This is a genomic window from Streptomyces sp. NPDC058751 (assembly GCF_042746485.1).
Classification (GTDB): Bacteria; Actinomycetota; Actinomycetes; order Streptomycetales; family Streptomycetaceae; genus Streptomyces.
Map to the genome: position 1 here is coordinate 66,740 of NZ_JBHYPZ010000032.1, position 15,793 is coordinate 82,532.

At 73.5% G+C, this 15,793-nt stretch carries 14 protein-coding genes; 7 read left to right on the plus strand and 7 right to left on the minus strand.

Annotated elements, in window-relative coordinates; genetic code table 11:
- The first annotated feature begins 130 nt into the window (after positions 1–130).
- Positions 131–1,711 carry a ricin-type beta-trefoil lectin domain protein gene (locus ACFW6B_RS27205; protein WP_386599749.1) on the plus strand — a complete coding sequence of 527 codons (1,581 nt, stop codon included), beginning with the start codon at positions 131–133 and terminating at the stop codon, positions 1,709–1,711.
- Between the two features lie 72 nt (positions 1,712–1,783).
- On the opposite strand, the gene hutI is transcribed toward ACFW6B_RS27205, so the two are convergent.
- The 4 genes from hutI to hutU are packed head-to-tail and all read right to left on the minus strand — an operon-like array spanning position 1,784 to position 7,279.
- Entirely contained in the window at positions 1,784–3,034 is a 1,251-nt protein-coding gene (gene hutI, locus ACFW6B_RS27210) for an imidazolonepropionase (RefSeq protein ID WP_386599834.1), read from the minus strand.
- Positions 3,031–4,389, minus strand: coding sequence for a formimidoylglutamate deiminase (locus ACFW6B_RS27215; protein ID WP_386599751.1), 1,359 nt, complete (start codon positions 4,387–4,389; stop codon positions 3,031–3,033). The genes hutI and ACFW6B_RS27215 overlap by 4 nt, the downstream gene beginning before the upstream one ends.
- Positions 4,386–5,609, minus strand: a complete 1,224-nt coding sequence (locus ACFW6B_RS27220) for an allantoate amidohydrolase (RefSeq protein ID WP_386599752.1) — start codon at positions 5,607–5,609, stop codon at positions 4,386–4,388. The genes ACFW6B_RS27215 and ACFW6B_RS27220 overlap by 4 nt, the downstream gene beginning before the upstream one ends.
- Positions 5,606–7,279, minus strand: coding sequence for a urocanate hydratase (gene hutU / locus ACFW6B_RS27225; protein WP_386599755.1), 1,674 nt, complete (start codon positions 7,277–7,279; stop codon positions 5,606–5,608). Before hutU ends, ACFW6B_RS27220 begins: the two co-directional genes overlap by 4 nt.
- A gap of 187 nt (positions 7,280–7,466) precedes the next feature.
- Between hutU and ACFW6B_RS27230 the strand changes: the two genes are divergently transcribed.
- The 5 genes from ACFW6B_RS27230 (at position 7,467) to ACFW6B_RS27250 (ending at position 11,332) form a co-directional block, all read left to right on the plus strand.
- Positions 7,467–8,816 (plus strand): diaminopimelate decarboxylase, encoded by a 1,350-nt coding sequence (locus ACFW6B_RS27230; RefSeq protein WP_386599757.1) that lies wholly within the window; start codon positions 7,467–7,469, stop codon positions 8,814–8,816.
- A 350-nt stretch (positions 8,817–9,166) separates the two neighbouring features.
- A complete protein-coding gene (locus tag ACFW6B_RS27235; protein WP_386599759.1) occupies positions 9,167–9,574 on the plus strand; it encodes a hypothetical protein in 408 nt (135 codons plus the stop codon).
- Positions 9,571–10,383, plus strand: coding sequence for a hypothetical protein (locus tag ACFW6B_RS27240; RefSeq protein WP_386599761.1), 813 nt, complete (start codon positions 9,571–9,573; stop codon positions 10,381–10,383). The genes ACFW6B_RS27235 and ACFW6B_RS27240 overlap by 4 nt, the downstream gene beginning before the upstream one ends.
- Before the next feature lie 65 nt (positions 10,384–10,448).
- The gene (locus ACFW6B_RS27245; protein ID WP_386599762.1) at positions 10,449–10,943 is read left to right on the plus strand and encodes a roadblock/LC7 domain-containing protein; all 495 of its coding nucleotides are present in this window, start codon (positions 10,449–10,451) and stop codon (positions 10,941–10,943) included.
- Between the two features lie 14 nt (positions 10,944–10,957).
- Complete coding sequence (locus ACFW6B_RS27250; protein WP_103550703.1) at positions 10,958–11,332, plus strand: hypothetical protein; 375 nt, start codon at positions 10,958–10,960, stop codon at positions 11,330–11,332.
- Positions 11,333–11,362: 30 nt separating this feature from the next.
- Here the strand turns inward: ACFW6B_RS27250 and ACFW6B_RS27255 are convergent, their stop codons facing one another.
- The gene (locus tag ACFW6B_RS27255) at positions 11,363–11,932 is read right to left on the minus strand and encodes a hypothetical protein (RefSeq protein WP_386599764.1); all 570 of its coding nucleotides are present in this window, start codon (positions 11,930–11,932) and stop codon (positions 11,363–11,365) included.
- A 174-nt stretch (positions 11,933–12,106) separates the two neighbouring features.
- On the minus strand, positions 12,107–13,141 hold the full coding sequence (locus ACFW6B_RS27260; RefSeq protein ID WP_386599766.1) for a MurR/RpiR family transcriptional regulator: 1,035 nt from the start codon (positions 13,139–13,141) through the stop codon (positions 12,107–12,109).
- A gap of 321 nt (positions 13,142–13,462) precedes the next feature.
- On the opposite strand from ACFW6B_RS27260, the gene ACFW6B_RS27265 reads away from it, so the two are divergent.
- A complete protein-coding gene (locus ACFW6B_RS27265) occupies positions 13,463–13,900 on the plus strand; it encodes a hypothetical protein (protein ID WP_386599768.1) in 438 nt (145 codons plus the stop codon).
- Positions 13,901–14,298: 398 nt separating this feature from the next.
- Here ACFW6B_RS27265 and ACFW6B_RS27270 read toward each other — a convergent pair whose 3' ends face one another.
- A complete protein-coding gene (locus tag ACFW6B_RS27270; protein WP_386599770.1) occupies positions 14,299–15,693 on the minus strand; it encodes a cystathionine beta-synthase in 1,395 nt (464 codons plus the stop codon).
- Positions 15,694–15,793 lie beyond the last annotated feature (100 nt).

Sequence of the window (15,793 nt, forward strand, 5' to 3'; positions counted from 1 at the left end):
GCGCTCCCACGGAATCGTTGTTCAACAACTCTTTCCCCGAAAGGTTGATCCCGTCACTATGGGCATCCCAAACTGGCCGGTACGTCAGGACGGGACGAGCACGCACCAGGTGCGGGGAGGCGGACAAGACATGGCGCAGGGCGACCCGGCCGACAGAGACACCCCGGCCGAGGGCGACGGACCGCTCGCGGGGGCGTCCGACGCACGGCTGACCGAGCTGCTGCGCGCCGGCGCCTCGACGTCGTACGCGGCCCTCCAGGAACTCCGCGGACGCCACCGCGCCTCGGTCCTCGCCTACGCCCGGCTGTGCACCACCGGCGACTCCGGGGCCGGACAGCTCGCCGCGCAGACCTTCACCCTCGCGGCCCGCGAGACGGCACGCGGCATCGAACCGAGCGTTCCCTGGCGGCACCAGCTCCTGCTGCTGACCGGACGGGTGACGGCCTCGTGGGCCCGGGACCAGCGGGCCGCGGGCCTCGACCCCGGTCTGCTCCTCGTCCTCAGCACAGCGGACCCGGACGGCCCCGTCCCGTCCCTGCTCCCCGCCTTCCAGTCCCTCTCCTCCCGCGCCCAGGGGCTCATCTGGTACGCGGTCGTGGAGCGCGAGCCGGCCGAGCGGACGGCGCTCGTGCTCGGCCTCACGCCCGAGGACGTCTCGTACGGCACCGGCCAGGCTCTCCAGTCGCTGGGCCAGGCCTGTCTGAGGTACCGGCTGGCCGCCTCGGACGATCCGCGCTGCGGGGACTTCCGCCGGCTGATCGAGGAGTCGGTGCGGCCCGGCAGCTCCCGCTCCAGCACCGACCTGCACACCCACATGGCGCACTGCCCGCACTGCTCGGCCGCGTACGAGGAACTGACCGCCCTGCGCGACCACCCGCGCTCCGCGCTGGCCGAGGGCCTGCTGCCGTGGGCGGGAACGGCGTACGTCGCGGACGACGCGCCGGGGACGGGGACCCTCCCGCCCGGACCGGCCACCGGACCGCGGACGTCCGCGTGGCCCTGGCCGCCGTCCCGCCGGTTCGTCCTGACCTCGGCGGCGGCGCTCGGCGTGGCCCTGGCACCGGTCCTGTTCCTGCTGCTGCCCCAGGGCGGGGAGCCCGCCACGGGCGCGGCGGGCTCGGTCGGCACGCCCTCGGGTCCGGCCGCGGTGACCGTCACGGCGACGGTCCCGGTCACCCCGTCGGCGCCCACGCCCTCGGCATCGCCCTCGCCGTCGGCGACGTCCGCGTCGCCCTCCCCGTCCCGCACGTCGGCGCCGCCGAGGTCACCGAGCCCGAAGCCGACCCCGACCGTCGTCTTCCACCCGCCGGGCGGCGCCTCCGCCCAGGTCGTGAACGTCGCCTCGGGACTGTGCCTGGACATCCGCGACGGCGACCTGGAGAAGCGCACCGACGTGATCACGGCGCCCTGCACCTCCTCCACCACCCAGCGCTGGCGCGTCGACACCGGCAGCGGTTCCCTGCGGTCGGCCGCCGACGACGACTTCTGCCTGGACAGCCGCGGCTCCGTCGACCGGGGCGTGGGCATCTGGCCGTGCTCCTCGCTCGACGGCGACCACGGCGAGAACCTCCGCTTCACCGTCGACCCGGACGGGGTGATCCGCCCGGCCGTGGCCATCGCGACGGCCATGACACCGGACGGCGACGGCGGACTGTCCCTGGTGCCGCTGAACGGGGGCACGGGCCAGCGCTGGCGCGCGGGCAGCACCTGAGGGGCCCCGGCCGTCCTGCGGGGACGCCCGGCGCGGGTCCGAGGGATCGCCCGGCGCGCCCCCGGCGGCGGCTCAGACCTCGCGGACGCCGCGCCGCCAGACACCGGTGACCAGCGGGACGCCCGGGCGGTAGGCGAGGTGCACGTGGCTCGGGGCGTCCAGGAGGGTCAGGTCCGCGTAGGCACCCGGCGCGATCCGGCCGACGTCGTCCCGGCGCAGCGCCCTCGCGCCTCCCGCCGTCGCCGACCACACGGCCTCGTCCGGGGTCATCCGCATGTCCCGTACCGCGAGCGCGATGCAGAAGGGCACGGACGAGGTGAAGGACGAGCCGGGGTTGCAGTCGGTGGACAGGGCCACCGTGACACCGGCGTCGATCAGCCTGCGGGCGTCCGGCCATTCGGCGCGGGTGGAGAACTCGGCACCGGGCAGCAGGGTCGCCACGGTGTCGCCGCTCGCCAGGGCGTCGACGTCCGCGTCGGTCAGGTGGGTGCAGTGGTCGGCGCTCGCCGCGTCCAGCTCGACGGCGAGCTGGACGCCGGGGCCGTACGAGAGCTGGTTGGCGTGCACGCGCGGGTGCAGCCCCTTGGCCTTGCCCGCCGTGAGGATCGCGCGGGCCTGGTCGCCGTCGAAGGCGCCCTTCTCGCAGAAGACGTCCACCCAACGGGCGTACGGGGCGCACGCGTCGAGCATCTCGCCGGTGACCAGGGCGACGTAGCCGGCCGGGTCGTCGGCGTAGTCCGGCGAGACGATGTGCGCGCCGAGATAGGTGACCTCGTCGGTGTGCGCGGCAGCGATGCGCAGCGCACGGGCCTCGTCCTCGACGGTCAGGCCGTAGCCCGACTTGGTCTCGAAGGTCGTGGTGCCCTGGCGCAGGGCCTCGCGCAGGTAGCGGGTGAGGTTGCGCTCCAGGTCCTCGTCGGAGGCGGCGCGGGTGGCGGCGACGGTGGTGCGGATGCCGCCCGCGCTGTACGCGCGGCCGGACATGCGGGCGTTGAACTCCTGGGTGCGGTCGCCCGCGAAGACCAGGTGCGAGTGGGAGTCCACGAAGCCGGGGATCACCGCGCGTCCACCGGCGTCGACCCGGTTGTCGGTGGCGGGTGCTTTGCTTGATTCACCGGTCCACGCGACCCGGTCGCCTTCGATGACGACGGCCGCGTCCTGGATCAGACCGAGGGGGGAACCGTCGCCTAGGGAGGGATCGTTGGTGACCAGACCGGCGATGTTGGTGATGACGGTCGTGCTGCTCATGGCGTCCTCAGGGGTGGCGGGACTGCTGGTGGGGGGTGTCGGTCGGACGGGGTCTTCCGCCCGACCGGTGGTCAGGAGCGCAGTGCCTGGACGGCGTCCGCGAGCGCTGCCGGCACATCGGGGACGAGCGTGTGCGCGCCGTCTCGCACGACGTGCCGGCCCGCCACGACCGTGTGCCGGACGTCGGCGGCCGTGGCCGCGAATACGGCTGTCTCCGCGCCGAGGCGCGGCACCGGTCCCGCCGTCCTGACCGAGTCGAGGGCGATCGTCGTGAAGTCGGCGAGCGCGCCCGTCTCGATGGTGCCCGCGCCGTCCCAGCCGAGGGCCGCGTGGCCGTCGGCGGAGGCGGCGCGCAGCAGGGCGGCCGCCGTCCAGTGACCGCGGGTGCGGGTGCGCAGCCGTTCGTTCAGCTCCATCGCGCGGGCCTCTTCGAGGAGGTCGATGACGGCGTGGCTGTCGGAGCCGAGCGAGAGGGGGGAGCCCGCGCCCTGGAGGGCGACGGCGGGGCCGATGCCGTCGGCGAGGTCGCGTTCGGTGGTGGGGCACATGCAGGTGCCGGTGCCCGAGCCGCCGAGCAGGGCGATGTCCTCGTCGGTGAGGTGCGTGTTGTGGACGCCGGTGGTGCGCGGTCCGAGGACGCCGTGGTCGGCGAGCAGGCGGGTGGGCGTGCGGCCGTGCGCGGCCTGACACGCCTCGTTCTCCGCCGTCTGCTCGGACAGGTGCACGTGGAGCGGGGCGCGCCGCTCCTCGGCCCAGCGCGCCACGGTGGCGAGCTGTCCGGCGGGCACGGCCCGTACGGAGTGGATCGCCGCGCCGATCCGTGCGTGGTCCCGGTCCTTGAGAAGTGAACAGCGTTCCGCCCAGGCGTCGGCGGTGCCGTCGGAGAAGCGCCGCTGGTGCTGGTTGGGGGGCTGTCCGAAGCCGGAGGAGAGGTAGGCCGCGTCGAGCAGGGTGATGCGGATGCCCGCGTCGGCGGCGGCGGTGATGAGCGCCTCGCCCATGGCGTTGGGGTCGGCGTAGGGGGTGCCGTCGTGGGCGTGGTGCACGTAGTGGAACTCGCCGACGGCGGTGACTCCGGCGAGCGCCATCTCGGCGTACACCGCGCGGGCCAGCGCGTGGTAGGTCTCCGGGGTCAGCCGGTCCGCGAAGGAGTACATGATCTCGCGCCAGGTCCAGAAGGTTCCGGAGCCGACCTGGACGGTGCCGCGCAGGGCGCGGTGGAAGGCGTGCGAGTGGGCGTTGGCGAGGCCGGGGAGGGTGAGTCCGCGCAGGATCTCGGCGCCCGGCGGCGGGGTGTCGACGCCGGTGCGGACGTCGGTGAAACGGCCGTCGGCACCGGCCCCGGAGCCGCCCGCCGACACGGTCACGGCGACGCCCGGCTCGACGTGGGTGCCGAGCCAGGCGTGTTCCAGCCAGTACGTCTTGGTCACCTGCAGGCCAGCCCTTCGAGTACGTCGGCGAGTGCGGTCACCCCGGCCACGCAGTCGTCCTCGGCGGCGTGCTCGGCCGGGGAGTGCGAGACGCCCGTGGGGTTGCGTACGAACAGCATGGCGGTCGGGACGGTGCCGGAGAGGATTCCGGCGTCGTGTCCGGCGCCGGTCCCGAGGACGGGGACGTTCAGGGCGGCGTCGCGGTCCTTGCCCAGGATGCGGGCGAGTTCGTCGCGCAGGGTGTGCTCGAACTCGACGACGGGGGTGAACGACTCGCGGATCACGTCGAGTTCGACGCCCTGTGCCTCGGCGTACTCGCGGGCCGCCTTCTCGACGCCGCCCACGACCGTGTCGAGGGTGGCCTGGTCGGCGGCGCGGGAGTCGAGCCAGCCGCGGACGAGGGAGGGGATGGCGTTGACGCCGTTCGGCTCGACGGCGATCTTGCCGAAGGTGGCGACAGCGCCCGCGAGCCGGGCCTCGCGGCGGGCGGCGAGGACGGTCTCGGCGTAGGGCAGCATCGGGTCGTGGCGGTCCACGAGCCGGGTGGTGCCGGCGTGGTTGGCCTCGCCGCGGAAGTCGAAGCGCCAGCGGCCGTGCGGCCAGATGGCGCTGGCGATGCCGACCTGGTCGCCGCTCAGGTCCAGTGCGCGGCCCTGCTCGACGTGGAGTTCGACGAACGCGCCGATCCGGCCGAGGCGTTCGGGGTCGGGGCCGATGGCGGCGGGGTCGTACCCGGCGCGCTCCATGGCCTGCGGCAGGGTGATGCCGTCGGCGTCGGTGAGCCGGTGCGCCTGCTCGACGGTGAGCTGTCCGGCGGCCAGCCGGGAGCCGACGCAGGCGAGGCCGAACCGGGCGCCCTCCTCGTCGCCGAAGTTGACGATGGCGAGGGGCTTGGTGAACCGGACGCCCCGGGCGCGGAGTTCGTCGAGGGCGGCGAAGGAGGAGACGACGCCGAGGGGGCCGTCGAAGGCGCCGCCGTCGGGCACGGAGTCCAGGTGCGAGCCGGTGACCACGGCGTCGCCCTCGGCGGGGTCGCCGAGCCAGGCCCACTGGTTGCCGTTGCGGTCGAGCTCGTAGGTGAGCCCGCGGGACTCGGCCTGCTGCCGGAACCACGCGCGGCAGTCGGTGTCGGCCCCGGTCCAGGCGAACCGGCGGTAGCCGCCGGAGGCGGAGCTGCGGCCGATCGGCAGCAGCTCCGCCCACATGCTGTGGAACGTCACGCGGAGGCCTCTTCCCGGCCTTCGCGCATCGGCACCCGGACCCCGCGCTCGTCCGCGACGGACTCGGCGATGTCGTAGCCGGCGTCGACGTGCCGGATGACGCCCATGCCCGGGTCGTTGGTGAGCACCCGGCGGATCTTCTCCCCGGCGAGCTTGGTGCCGTCGGCGACGGAGACCTGGCCGGCGTGGATGGAGCGGCCCATGCCGACGCCGCCGCCGTGGTGCAGGGAGACCCAGGAGGCGCCGGAGGCGACGTTCACCATGGCGTTCAGCAGCGGCCAGTCGGCGATCGCGTCGGAGCCGTCGAGCATGGCCTCGGTCTCGCGGTACGGGGAGGCGACGGAGCCGCAGTCGAGGTGGTCGCGGCCGATGGCGAGGGGGGCGGCGAGTTCGCCGGAGGCCACCATGTCGTTGAAGCGCTCGCCGGCCTTGTCGCGCTCGCCGTAGCCGAGCCAGCAGATGCGGGCGGGCAGGCCCTGGAAGTGGACGCGCTCGCCGGCCATCTTGATCCAGCGGTGCAGGGACTCGTTCTCCGGGAAGAGGTCGAGGATCGCCTTGTCCGTCTTGTGGATGTCGGAGGCCTCGCCGGACAGGGCCGCCCAGCGGAAGGGGCCCTTGCCCTCGCAGAAGAGGGGGCGGATGTAGGCGGGGACGAAGCCGGGGAAGGCGAAGGCGCGGTCGTAGCCGGCGAGCTGGGCCTCGCCGCGGATGGAGTTGCCGTAGTCGAAGACCTCGGCGCCCGCGTCCATGAAGCCGACCATGGCCTCGACGTGCCTGGCCATGGACTCGCGGGCGCGGGTGGTGAAGCCGGCCGGGTCCTTGGCGGCGGCGTCGGCCATGTCGTCGAAGTCGACGCCGACGGGGAGGTAGGCGAGCGGGTCGTGGGCCGAGGTCTGGTCGGTCACGATGTCGATGGGCGCGCCCTCGGCGAGCATGCGGGGAAGCAGCTCCGCCGCGTTGCCGAGCAGGCCGATGGAGAGCGGCTTGCGCTGGTCACGGGCCTCGACGGCCAGCTGGAGGGCGTGCTCCAGGGAGTCGGCCCGCACGTCCAGGTAGCGGTGCTCGATGCGGCGCTCGATGGCGCGGGGGTCGACGTCGATGCAGATCGCGACGCCGTCGTTCATCGTGACGGCGAGCGGCTGGGCGCCGCCCATGCCGCCGAGGCCGGCGGTGAGGGTGATCGTCCCGGCCAGGGTGCCGCCGAACTTCTTCGCGGCGACGGCGGCGAAGGTCTCGTAGGTGCCCTGGAGGATGCCCTGGGTGCCGATGTAGATCCACGAACCGGCGGTCATCTGGCCGTACATGGTCAGGCCGAGCTGCTCCAGGCGGCGGAACTCCTCCCAGTTCGCCCAGTCGCCGACCAGGTTGGAGTTGGCGATGAGGACGCGCGGGGCCCATTCGTGGGTCTGCATGACGCCGACCGGACGGCCGGACTGGACGAGCATCGTCTCGTCCTGCTTGAGGGTCTGCAGCGTGCGGACCATCGCGTCGAAGGAGCGCCAGTCACGGGCCGCCTTGCCGGTGCCGCCGTAGACGACGAGCTTGTCGGGGTGCTCGGCGACCTCGGGGTCGAGGTTGTTCTGGAGCATCCGCAGGGCGGCTTCCTGCTGCCATCCCAGGGCGCTCAGTTCCGTACCGCGCGGCGCTCGGACGGGGCGGGGTCCTGACATGGTCTGCCTCCTAGCGGACTGTTGCTGTAGATATTCACATCCTTGCTCTTTGAATAGAGCTAGTCAATAGGCGCGCGGGCCCGCGCGCGCTCCTCCCGGATGTTTGGCTGGGACGCATGGGCGCAGACATGGACAGGGCGGGGGGCCTGACGGACGACGGCGACGACGACGGGACGAGGGGGCTGTGATGTCTTCGGCGGGGACTTCGGACGCGGCACGGGTCTCACGGCGGGACGACGCCGTGCGGGCCGCCGTGGAGCAGGGGCTCATCGCCCCGGACCGTCCCGTCGTCGCGCTCCTGGACGTCGCCGGCATCCGGGCCTCGGCCGCCGCGCTGCACGCCGCCTTCGACGCGGTGACCGCTCCCGGCACCCCGGTGCTGCACGCCTTCGCGGTGAAGGCCACGCCCCTCGTGCCCGTCCTGCGGCTGCTGCGCGAGGAGGGCGTCGGCGCGGAGGTGGCGAGCCCCGGGGAGCTCGCGCTCGCCCGGGCCGCCGGGATCCCGCCCGGGCGGACCGTGCTCGACTCGCCGGCCAAGACGCCCGCCGAACTGCGCGAGGCGCTGGCGCTGGGCGTCGCGGTCAACGCCGACAGCCCGCAGGAACTGGACCGCATCGACGCCGCCGTCCGCTCGGCGGCCACCGCCTCCCCCCTCGGGATCCGGGTGAACCCGCAGGTCGGCGGCGGCTCGATCGAGGCACTGTCGACGGCCACCGCCACCTCCAAGTTCGGGGTCGCGCTGCGGGACGAGGGGGCCCGCGCCTGGATCGTGCGGGCGTACGCCGACCGGCCCTGGCTGACCCGGCTGCACGCGCACTCGGGCTCGCAGGGCATGCCGCTGGCGCTGATGACGCGGGGCGTGGCGGAGACGTACGCGCTGGCCGAGGAGATCAACCGGCACGTCGGGCGGCACCAGGTCGACACGGTCGACATCGGCGGCGGGCTGCCGGTCGACTTCACCTCCGACGCCGTGGAACCGACGTTCGCGCGGTACGCGCGGCTGCTCGCCGAGGCGGCACCGGGACTGTTCCACGGGCGGTACGGGCTGGTCACCGAGTTCGGGCGGTCACTGCTGGCCAAGCACGGGACGGTGCTGGCCCGGGTCGAGTACACGAAGTCCGCCGGGGGCCGGGCGGTCGCGGTCACCCACGCCGGGGTGCAGGTGGCGACCCGCACGGTGTACGCGCCGGGGTCGTGGCCGCTGCGGATCGCCGCGTACGACGCGAAGGGCCGGCCCAGGACGGGGCCGGACGTCGTCCAGGACGTCGCGGGCCCGGCCTGCTTCGCGGGCGACCTGCTCGCCGAGGGCCGCGCGCTGCCGCTGCTGGAACAGGGCGACCACGTGGCCGCCCTGGACACGGGCGCGTACTACTTCGCCCACCACTACGCGTACAACTCCCTGGCCCGCCCCGGCGTCTACGGCTACGCGGGCGACGCGGCGGGCGTGCGCTTCGCGGTCGTACGGGAGCCGCAGACCCTCGACGAGATCGTCACGGAGTCGGGCGGCCCCCACGCCGGCTCACTGACCGGCCTGTAGCGGATTCAGCCCCTCCGGCGTTCGAGGAGCGGGGTCCGGGGCGGAGCCCCGAGTACGGGAGGACCGGGGTAGCGGGACGTGACTCCGAGGCGCCCCGCAGGCTCACCGGTCCCGGCGCGCACTCGGACCGAGGGCGCCCGTTCGCACCCATGTGCGCCCCTGCCGCACCACTCCGGGGCAGCACAAACCGACCCCAGGGGGTTTAAGCACACCTGAGAATGTGGTCAGTCGACCCACCTTAGTCATCGCGGGCATTTTCCACAGGAAAATGCCGGATCACTCCCTTCCCGTGCGCACAGTGCGTAACTTCGTCGTCACTCGGCCGAACCCTTTGGCGGGAGGGAGACACGGTGCCCGGAATCGACGAGTGCCTGCTGGAGGCCATGACACTGCCCGGGGCCCGGGGCGCCTCGGTGGTCGACTGGACCAGCGGCCTGGCCCTGGGCACGGTCGGCGACGCTCCGGGCGACGACCACGAGACGACCGCGGCGGAGGCCGCCGAGCTGGCCCGGCTCGCCGCGGAGAACCGCTCGTTCGCCCCCAAGGGCGGCTCCGACTGGTCCGAGTGGTCCGACCAGGAGACGCCGATCGAAGACCTGATCATCAGCAACCGCGACAGCTATCACGTCCTGCGCTTCGTCCGGACCGCCTTCGACAGCAGCGTGTTCCTGCACCTGTGGCTGGCCCGCGCGGACGGCAACCTCGCCCTGGCGCGCATCCGGCTGGGCGAGATGGCCGGACGGCTGGTGCTCGTATGACCACGGTCCGGACCTCCCCCCCGCCCCGTCTCCCGATACGGGACACGGCACAGGGCGCCGCCGGCGGCGCCTCACCGATGCTCGGCCGGCTCGCCGACGAGCGGGCCACCGGCGTCCTCATCCGCGAGCGCGGCACCCTCTACCTCGCCGACGGCGAGGTGGTGCACGCCGAGAGCCCGGCCACACCCGGGCTCGACGTCCTGTTCTCCGTCCACGGCGTCCTGGACCCCGAGGTGTGGCGGGAGGCGGTCGCCACGGCCGGGGCGCGCCGCAGCGTCGGCCGGTTCCTGATCGACAGCGGACGGATCGCGGAGGGCGCGCTGGAGCTGTGCCACCTCGGCTCCCTGTACGACGCCGCGTACTTCGTGCTCGGACCGAGCAGCACGCCGAGCCGCTTCCGGTACGGCGCCGCGCACTGGTTCGGCCCCCTCCGCCCGGTCCCGGTCGCCGCGCTGGAGCGCGAGACGGTGCGCCGGCGTGAACTCCTGCACCGGATCTGGCCCGACCCGGCCACCGACACCGCACCGCTGCGGCGCGCCCCGGGCACCACGGGACCCGCCGTCCCGTTCCGCCAGGAGGCCGTCCTCGGCCGCGTGGACGGCGTCCGCACGGCGGCGGACGTGTCCCTCGCCCTGGGACGGCCCGCCTTCCACACGCTCGTCGACCTGCGCCGGCTCGCCGCCGCCGGACTCGTGACGGCCGCGCCCGAACCGCAGCCGCTTCCCCCGCCCAGCGTGCTCACCCAGACCTCCGCCGATCCCGACGTCGCGCTGCTGCGACGGCTCAGAGACGCGCTGGAGGCCTTGTGAGTCCCAACCCCGCGGGAGGCCTTGTGATCCGCGCGCTACGACAGCGTGCCGAGAGGAGACTGCTGATGGCGGCGGAGGCCGAAGTCCTGGACGAGCTCCATCGGCTCCGGGCCCGGGTGCCCCAGCTGACCGGAGCGCTCGCGGCCAGCGCCGACGGTCTCGTCCTCGCCCACGACACACCCGGCGTCGAGCCGGACGGCCTGGCCGCGCTCACCGCGGCCGCCCTGGGGGTCGCCATACGCATGGCCGAGTCCACCGGCCACGGCGACCTGCGCGAACTGCTGGTGCGCGGCGTGCACGGCTATGTCGCGACGTACGCCGCGGGCGGCTCCGCCGTGCTGACGCTGCTCGCCCAGGACCGGGTCAACGTCGGCCGGCTGCACCTGGAGGGGCGGCGCTCCGGCACCCGGATCGGCGAACTCGTCGACGCCGCCACGGCCCGTGGCGAGCCGGCCGCCGAACCGGCCAGGACCTCCACGAAGACCCCGCTGCGCACGCGCACTCCACGCGGCACCACATCCACTCCCGCCACCAACCACCCGAGAACATCAGAGAGCTGAAGGAGCACCACACCATGTCGAACACCGAGACCGCCCTCAAAGAGGCCCTGGCGTCCATCGAGGGCGCGACCGGAGCGGCCCTCGTCGACTACACCAGCGGAATGGCGCTGGGCACGATCGGCGGCAGCAAGAGCTTCGACCTCACCGTCGCGGCCGCCGGCAACACCGACGTCGTCCGCGCCAAGCTGCGCACCATGGAGCACCTGGGGCTGAAGGGCGACATCGAGGACATCCTGATCACGCTCTCCGACCAGTACCACCTGATCCGGCTGATGAAGGGCCGCGGTGGGAACGGCCTGTTCCTGTACCTGGTCCTCGACCAGAAGCGGGCCAACCTGGCGATGGCCCGGCACCAGCTGAAGAGGATCGAGTCCGATCTGGAGATCTAGCTCCACGCACCGGGTCCGGTTCCGTTCCGGTCAGTGACGCCGCGCCCCACCGGGCGCGGCGTCACCCGCCGCCACCCCGGTGGCCCGGACGGCACGGACCGGCTTGCCCACGGGGGCACCGGCGCGCCGGCCGAGCCAGTCGACGCGCACCCAGATCAGTGCCTGCTGCGCACGCTCCAGCCGCCCCAGCCGGGCGGCCTTCAGCCACAGTCCGACACCCGCCCCGGCGAGCAGCATGCCGCCCGCGGCGGGCACGGCGAACGAGCTGCCCAGCGCGGCGGCGAAGGCGAGCAGCAGCCACCAGCGGTGACCCCGGCGCCAGTTGCGCAGGGTCACGGCACGGTCCTGGAGCACATCGTGCTTACCGGCACGGGCGGCCGAGCGGACCAGGGCGTCGTACCGCTTCCTGCGCCAGTACGTCACCACGGCCGCCGTGACGAGGAACAGCGCGGCCCCCGCCATGACGCCGATCCTGCGCCCGGTCAGCCCGGGCAGCAGCACTCCGACCCCGGCGGCCAGCACTCCGCACCACCACAGCGGCGACGCCCCCGCCCTCACCACGACGGCCACCCGGGCCAGTCCCTGTCCTCCGCGCGTCATGATCCGCCTCCCGTCCCTGCGGCTGCACACCCACGGGCACGCCGCCGACCGCCGTCACGCCCGTATGCCTTCGGGCGCGCAGGTTAGCCACGCAAGGTGAGACGTGTCTGAGAAACGCCCGGATCGGGCCACAGTGCGGCCGGATCGCCCGGCCGCCGGGACGGCACGACGCCCCTACTCCACGAACAGGCCCCGTACGGCGGCCCTCGCGTCGAACTGCTCCAGCCGCGCCTGGGCGTCCGGCAGGTCGTCGCACATGGCCTCCAGCAGGACGCGGCCCAGCAGCATCGGCGCGCACGCCGTGTCGAACGCGAGGCCGGTGCCGACGGCGGCGGGGAGCAGCAGGTCGGACACCTTCGCCACCGGCGCGAACGCCGAGTCCGCGACCGTGACGACGGTCAGCCCCGCCTCCTTCGCGTGGCCGAGGGCGTCGAGGACCTCGCGCGGGTGGCGGGGCAGCGCGAAGCACAGCAGGGCCGTGGCCCCGGCCCGGACGGCCGCGTCGATGCGGTCCTGGAGCATCGTGCCGCCCTCGTGCAGCAGGCGGACGTCGGGGTGCACCTTGGCGGCGAAGTAGGCGAAGCCGTAAGCCTGGGAGGCGGCGGCGCGCAGCCCGAGGACGGGCAGCGGGCGGGAGGCGGCCAGCAGGCGTCCCGCCCGCTCGACCGGACGCGGATCGGCGAGCACGGCGGCGAGGTGGCGCAGGTTCTCGATCTCGGCCTCGACGGCCTGCTGGTACTCGTTGTACGAGGCGGTGTCGGCGGCCGGTTCGGCGGGCGCGACCTCGCGCAGGTGCTTGCGCAGCGCCGGGTAGCCGTCGAAGCCGAGGGCGACCGCGAAGCGGGTGACGGAGGGCTGGCTGACTCCGGCTAGTTCGGCGAGTTCGACGCTCGACAGGAACGGCACGTCGGCGGCGCTGCGCACCATGCTGTGGGCGATGCGCCGCTGGGTCGGGGTGAGCCTGCGCCCCTCGAAGAGGCTCTGGAGCCGTCCGGCGGGACTGTCGCCCGCCCCCGTGTCGCCCTCCGCGCCGCCGAACCCCGCCGTCTCGCCGGCGCCCGCGGTCTCACCGGCGCCCGTCGCCCGACCGCCCCTCGTCGCCCTGCCGCCCCCGGCCACCGTGCGGCCCTCCATCGCCTCGCCGCTCCCCATCGCCCTGCCGTTCCCGCCCATGTCGCCGCTCCCGGCCCTGTCGCTGACCGTGCTCATGACGTGCTCCCCCTCCAGATGTCCGTGAACCGGTCGAGCGGTACGGCGTCCGGCGTGCGGCGAGCGAGGCGGAGCCCGCCTGTTCCTCGACGCCCCGGGAGAGTACAGCGTGGGCGGGCGGGGCGGGCGCCGCCTGGGACGCCACCGCACGCGACGTGTCCACGGACCGAGACGACACCACGCGCACGCCCTTCTATTCAGGTACCCAGAACTCTGCATGACGATATGCAGACCGGCAAGGGGCGTCCGGGGGCCGGACCCGCCGCAACAGGGGGGCTATCCCCAGTGCCACGCGCGCACAGGCTGCCTAACGTGATGGGCATGACCGGTATGAACGCCCGCCATGACGACGCGGAGCTGAAGAAGGAACTCGACGCCACCCTGCACGCACGCAGGGAACTGGGCGAGGAGTACGAGTCCGCGCTGGTCGACTCGTTCCTGGAGAAGGTCGAGCAGCGCCTCGACGGCGTCGTCGACCGCCGGGTGCGGCGCCGGCTCGCCGAACAGCAGATGACGGTGGCGCGCGACGCCCGTTCGCCCCGGTCGGCCGACTCCTGGGGCGAGCGCTTCGGCTTCGGGATCGTCTCACTGGTCCTCGCGATCCCGCTGTCCGCGATCGGCGCCGCCCAGGCCGACCTGCCCGGTCTGCTGGTCGCCTGGGGCGGCATCGTCGGGGTGAACGTGGTCCAGGCGGCGCGGCTGTCCCCCGGTCTCTTCGGCCGCCGCGCGTCCCGGCCGGAGTCGGACTGGGAGGAGTAGGCGCCGGAAACGGCATACGAAAGGGCCCGGCACTCGGGACGAGTACCGGGCCCTTCGACGTATTGCGCGGGGACCGCCGCACCCCCGGTGAAGGGGGGCGGGACGACGGCGGTCCCCGCGGGGGACGCGGGCCGGGTCAGGACCGGGCTTGCGCGTCCTAGGCGTCCATGGAGGTCCGGGAGCCGCTCCGGAGGTCCTTGGCGCCGTTCGCCGCCGGCCCGGGCGGGGAGCCGCTCCCGCCCTGCCGACACCCACCAATGTGCCGGACCCGTGTTAAGCGGGTGCTGCGCGGACGTGACGCGCTCGTACCACTTCCGCGAAGTTCACCCCGGCCGGGGCCGGAAGATCCACACGGATCCGGCACTTCGAGCGAAATCCCTGCTCAGGCCCTGGACGGGTCAGGCCTTGGCGCCGCCCTTGGCCAGGAAGGACAGCAGGTCCTGCCGGCTGACGACGCCGGTGGGCTTGCCCTCGACGAGCACGATCGCCGCGTCGGCGCCGCCGAGCACGGTCATCAGGTCGCCGACCGGCTCGCCGGAACCGACCTGCGGCAGCGGCGCGGACATGTGCTTCTCCAGCGGGTCGTCCAGGGAGGCCCGCTTGGTGAACAGCGCGTCCAGGAGCTCGCGCTCCACGACCGACCCGATGACCTCGGCGGCCATCACGTCCGGGTGGCCGGCGCCCGGCTTGACGATCGGCATCTGCGAGACGCCGTACTCGCGCAGCACCTCGATGGCCTCGCCGACGGTCTCCTCCGGGTGCATGTGCACCAAGGACGGGATGGAGCCGCCCGCCTTGTCGTCGAGGACGTCGGCGACCCGGGCGCTGGGGCCCTCGTCCTCCAGGAAGCCGTAGTCCGCCATCCACTCGTCGTTGAAGATCTTGCTGAGGTAGCCGCGGCCGCTGTCGGGGAGCAGCACGACCACGACGTCGTCGGGGCCGAGGCGCTCGGCGACCCGCAGCGCGGCCACGACGGCCATGCCGCAGGAGCCGCCGACGAGCAGTCCCTCCTCCTTGGCCAGCCGGCGCGTCATCTGGAAGGAGTCCTTGTCGGACACGGCGACGATCTCGTCGGCGACCGTGCGGTCGTAGGCGGTCGGCCAGAAGTCCTCGCCGACGCCCTCGACGAGGTAGGGGCGGCCGGAGCCGCCGGAGTACACGGACCCCTCGGGGTCGGCGCCCACGACCTGGACCTTGCCGTCGCTGGCGTCCTTCAGGTACCGGCCGGTGCCGGAGATCGTGCCGCCGGTGCCCACGCCCGCGACGAAGTGCGTGATCTTCCCCTCGGTCTGCTCCCACAGCTCGGGTCCGGTGGAGTGGTAGTGCGACAGGGGGTTGTTCGGGTTGGAGTACTGGTCGGGCTTCCAGGCGCCCGGGGTCTCGCGCACGAGCCGGTCGGAGACGTTGTAGTACGAGTCCGGGTGCTCCGGGTCGACGGCGGTGGGGCACACCACGACGTCGGCCCCGTACGCGCGCATCACGTTGATCTTGTCGGTGGAGACCTTGTCGGGGCACACGAAGATGCAGTGGTACCCCTTCTGCTGCGCCACGATGGCGAGCCCGACACCGGTGTTCCCGCTGGTCGGCTCGACGATCGTGCCACCGGGCTTGAGCGCGCCGCTCTCCTCGGCGGCCTCGATCATGCGCAGGGCGATGCGGTCCTTCACGGATCCGCCGGGGTTGAAGTACTCGACCTTCGCCAGGACGGTCGCCTGGATGCCCGCGGTCACGCTGTTGAGCCTCACCAGCGGGGTGTTGCCGACGAGACTGATCATCGAGTCGTGGAATTGCACCGTTGTCTCCGGAGCTGCGTTTTTTACAGGAATGGTCTCGTCAGCCTACGGCCCTGAGCAGCCGTTCACCCTCGGTTGCGATTGGCTCACCCGCCCTTCG

What these genes read in the sequence shown, in the direction of transcription:
- ACFW6B_RS27205 (WP_386599749.1), top strand. Translation starts at nt 131, where the DNA reads ATGGCGCAGGGCGACCCGGCCGACAGAGACACCCCGGCCGAGGGCGAC.
- hutU (WP_386599755.1), bottom strand. Translation starts at nt 7,279, where the DNA reads ATGTCAGGACCCCGCCCCGTCCGAGCGCCGCGCGGTACGGAACTGAGC.
- ACFW6B_RS27230 (WP_386599757.1), top strand. Translation starts at nt 7,467, where the DNA reads ATGTCTTCGGCGGGGACTTCGGACGCGGCACGGGTCTCACGGCGGGAC.
- ACFW6B_RS27240 (WP_386599761.1), top strand. Translation starts at nt 9,571, where the DNA reads ATGACCACGGTCCGGACCTCCCCCCCGCCCCGTCTCCCGATACGGGAC.
- ACFW6B_RS27245 (WP_386599762.1), top strand. Translation starts at nt 10,449, where the DNA reads ATGGCGGCGGAGGCCGAAGTCCTGGACGAGCTCCATCGGCTCCGGGCC.
- ACFW6B_RS27250 (WP_103550703.1), top strand. Translation starts at nt 10,958, where the DNA reads ATGTCGAACACCGAGACCGCCCTCAAAGAGGCCCTGGCGTCCATCGAG.
- ACFW6B_RS27255 (WP_386599764.1), bottom strand. Translation starts at nt 11,932, where the DNA reads ATGACGCGCGGAGGACAGGGACTGGCCCGGGTGGCCGTCGTGGTGAGG.
- ACFW6B_RS27260 (WP_386599766.1), bottom strand. Translation starts at nt 13,141, where the DNA reads ATGAGCACGGTCAGCGACAGGGCCGGGAGCGGCGACATGGGCGGGAAC.
- ACFW6B_RS27265 (WP_386599768.1), top strand. Translation starts at nt 13,463, where the DNA reads ATGACCGGTATGAACGCCCGCCATGACGACGCGGAGCTGAAGAAGGAA.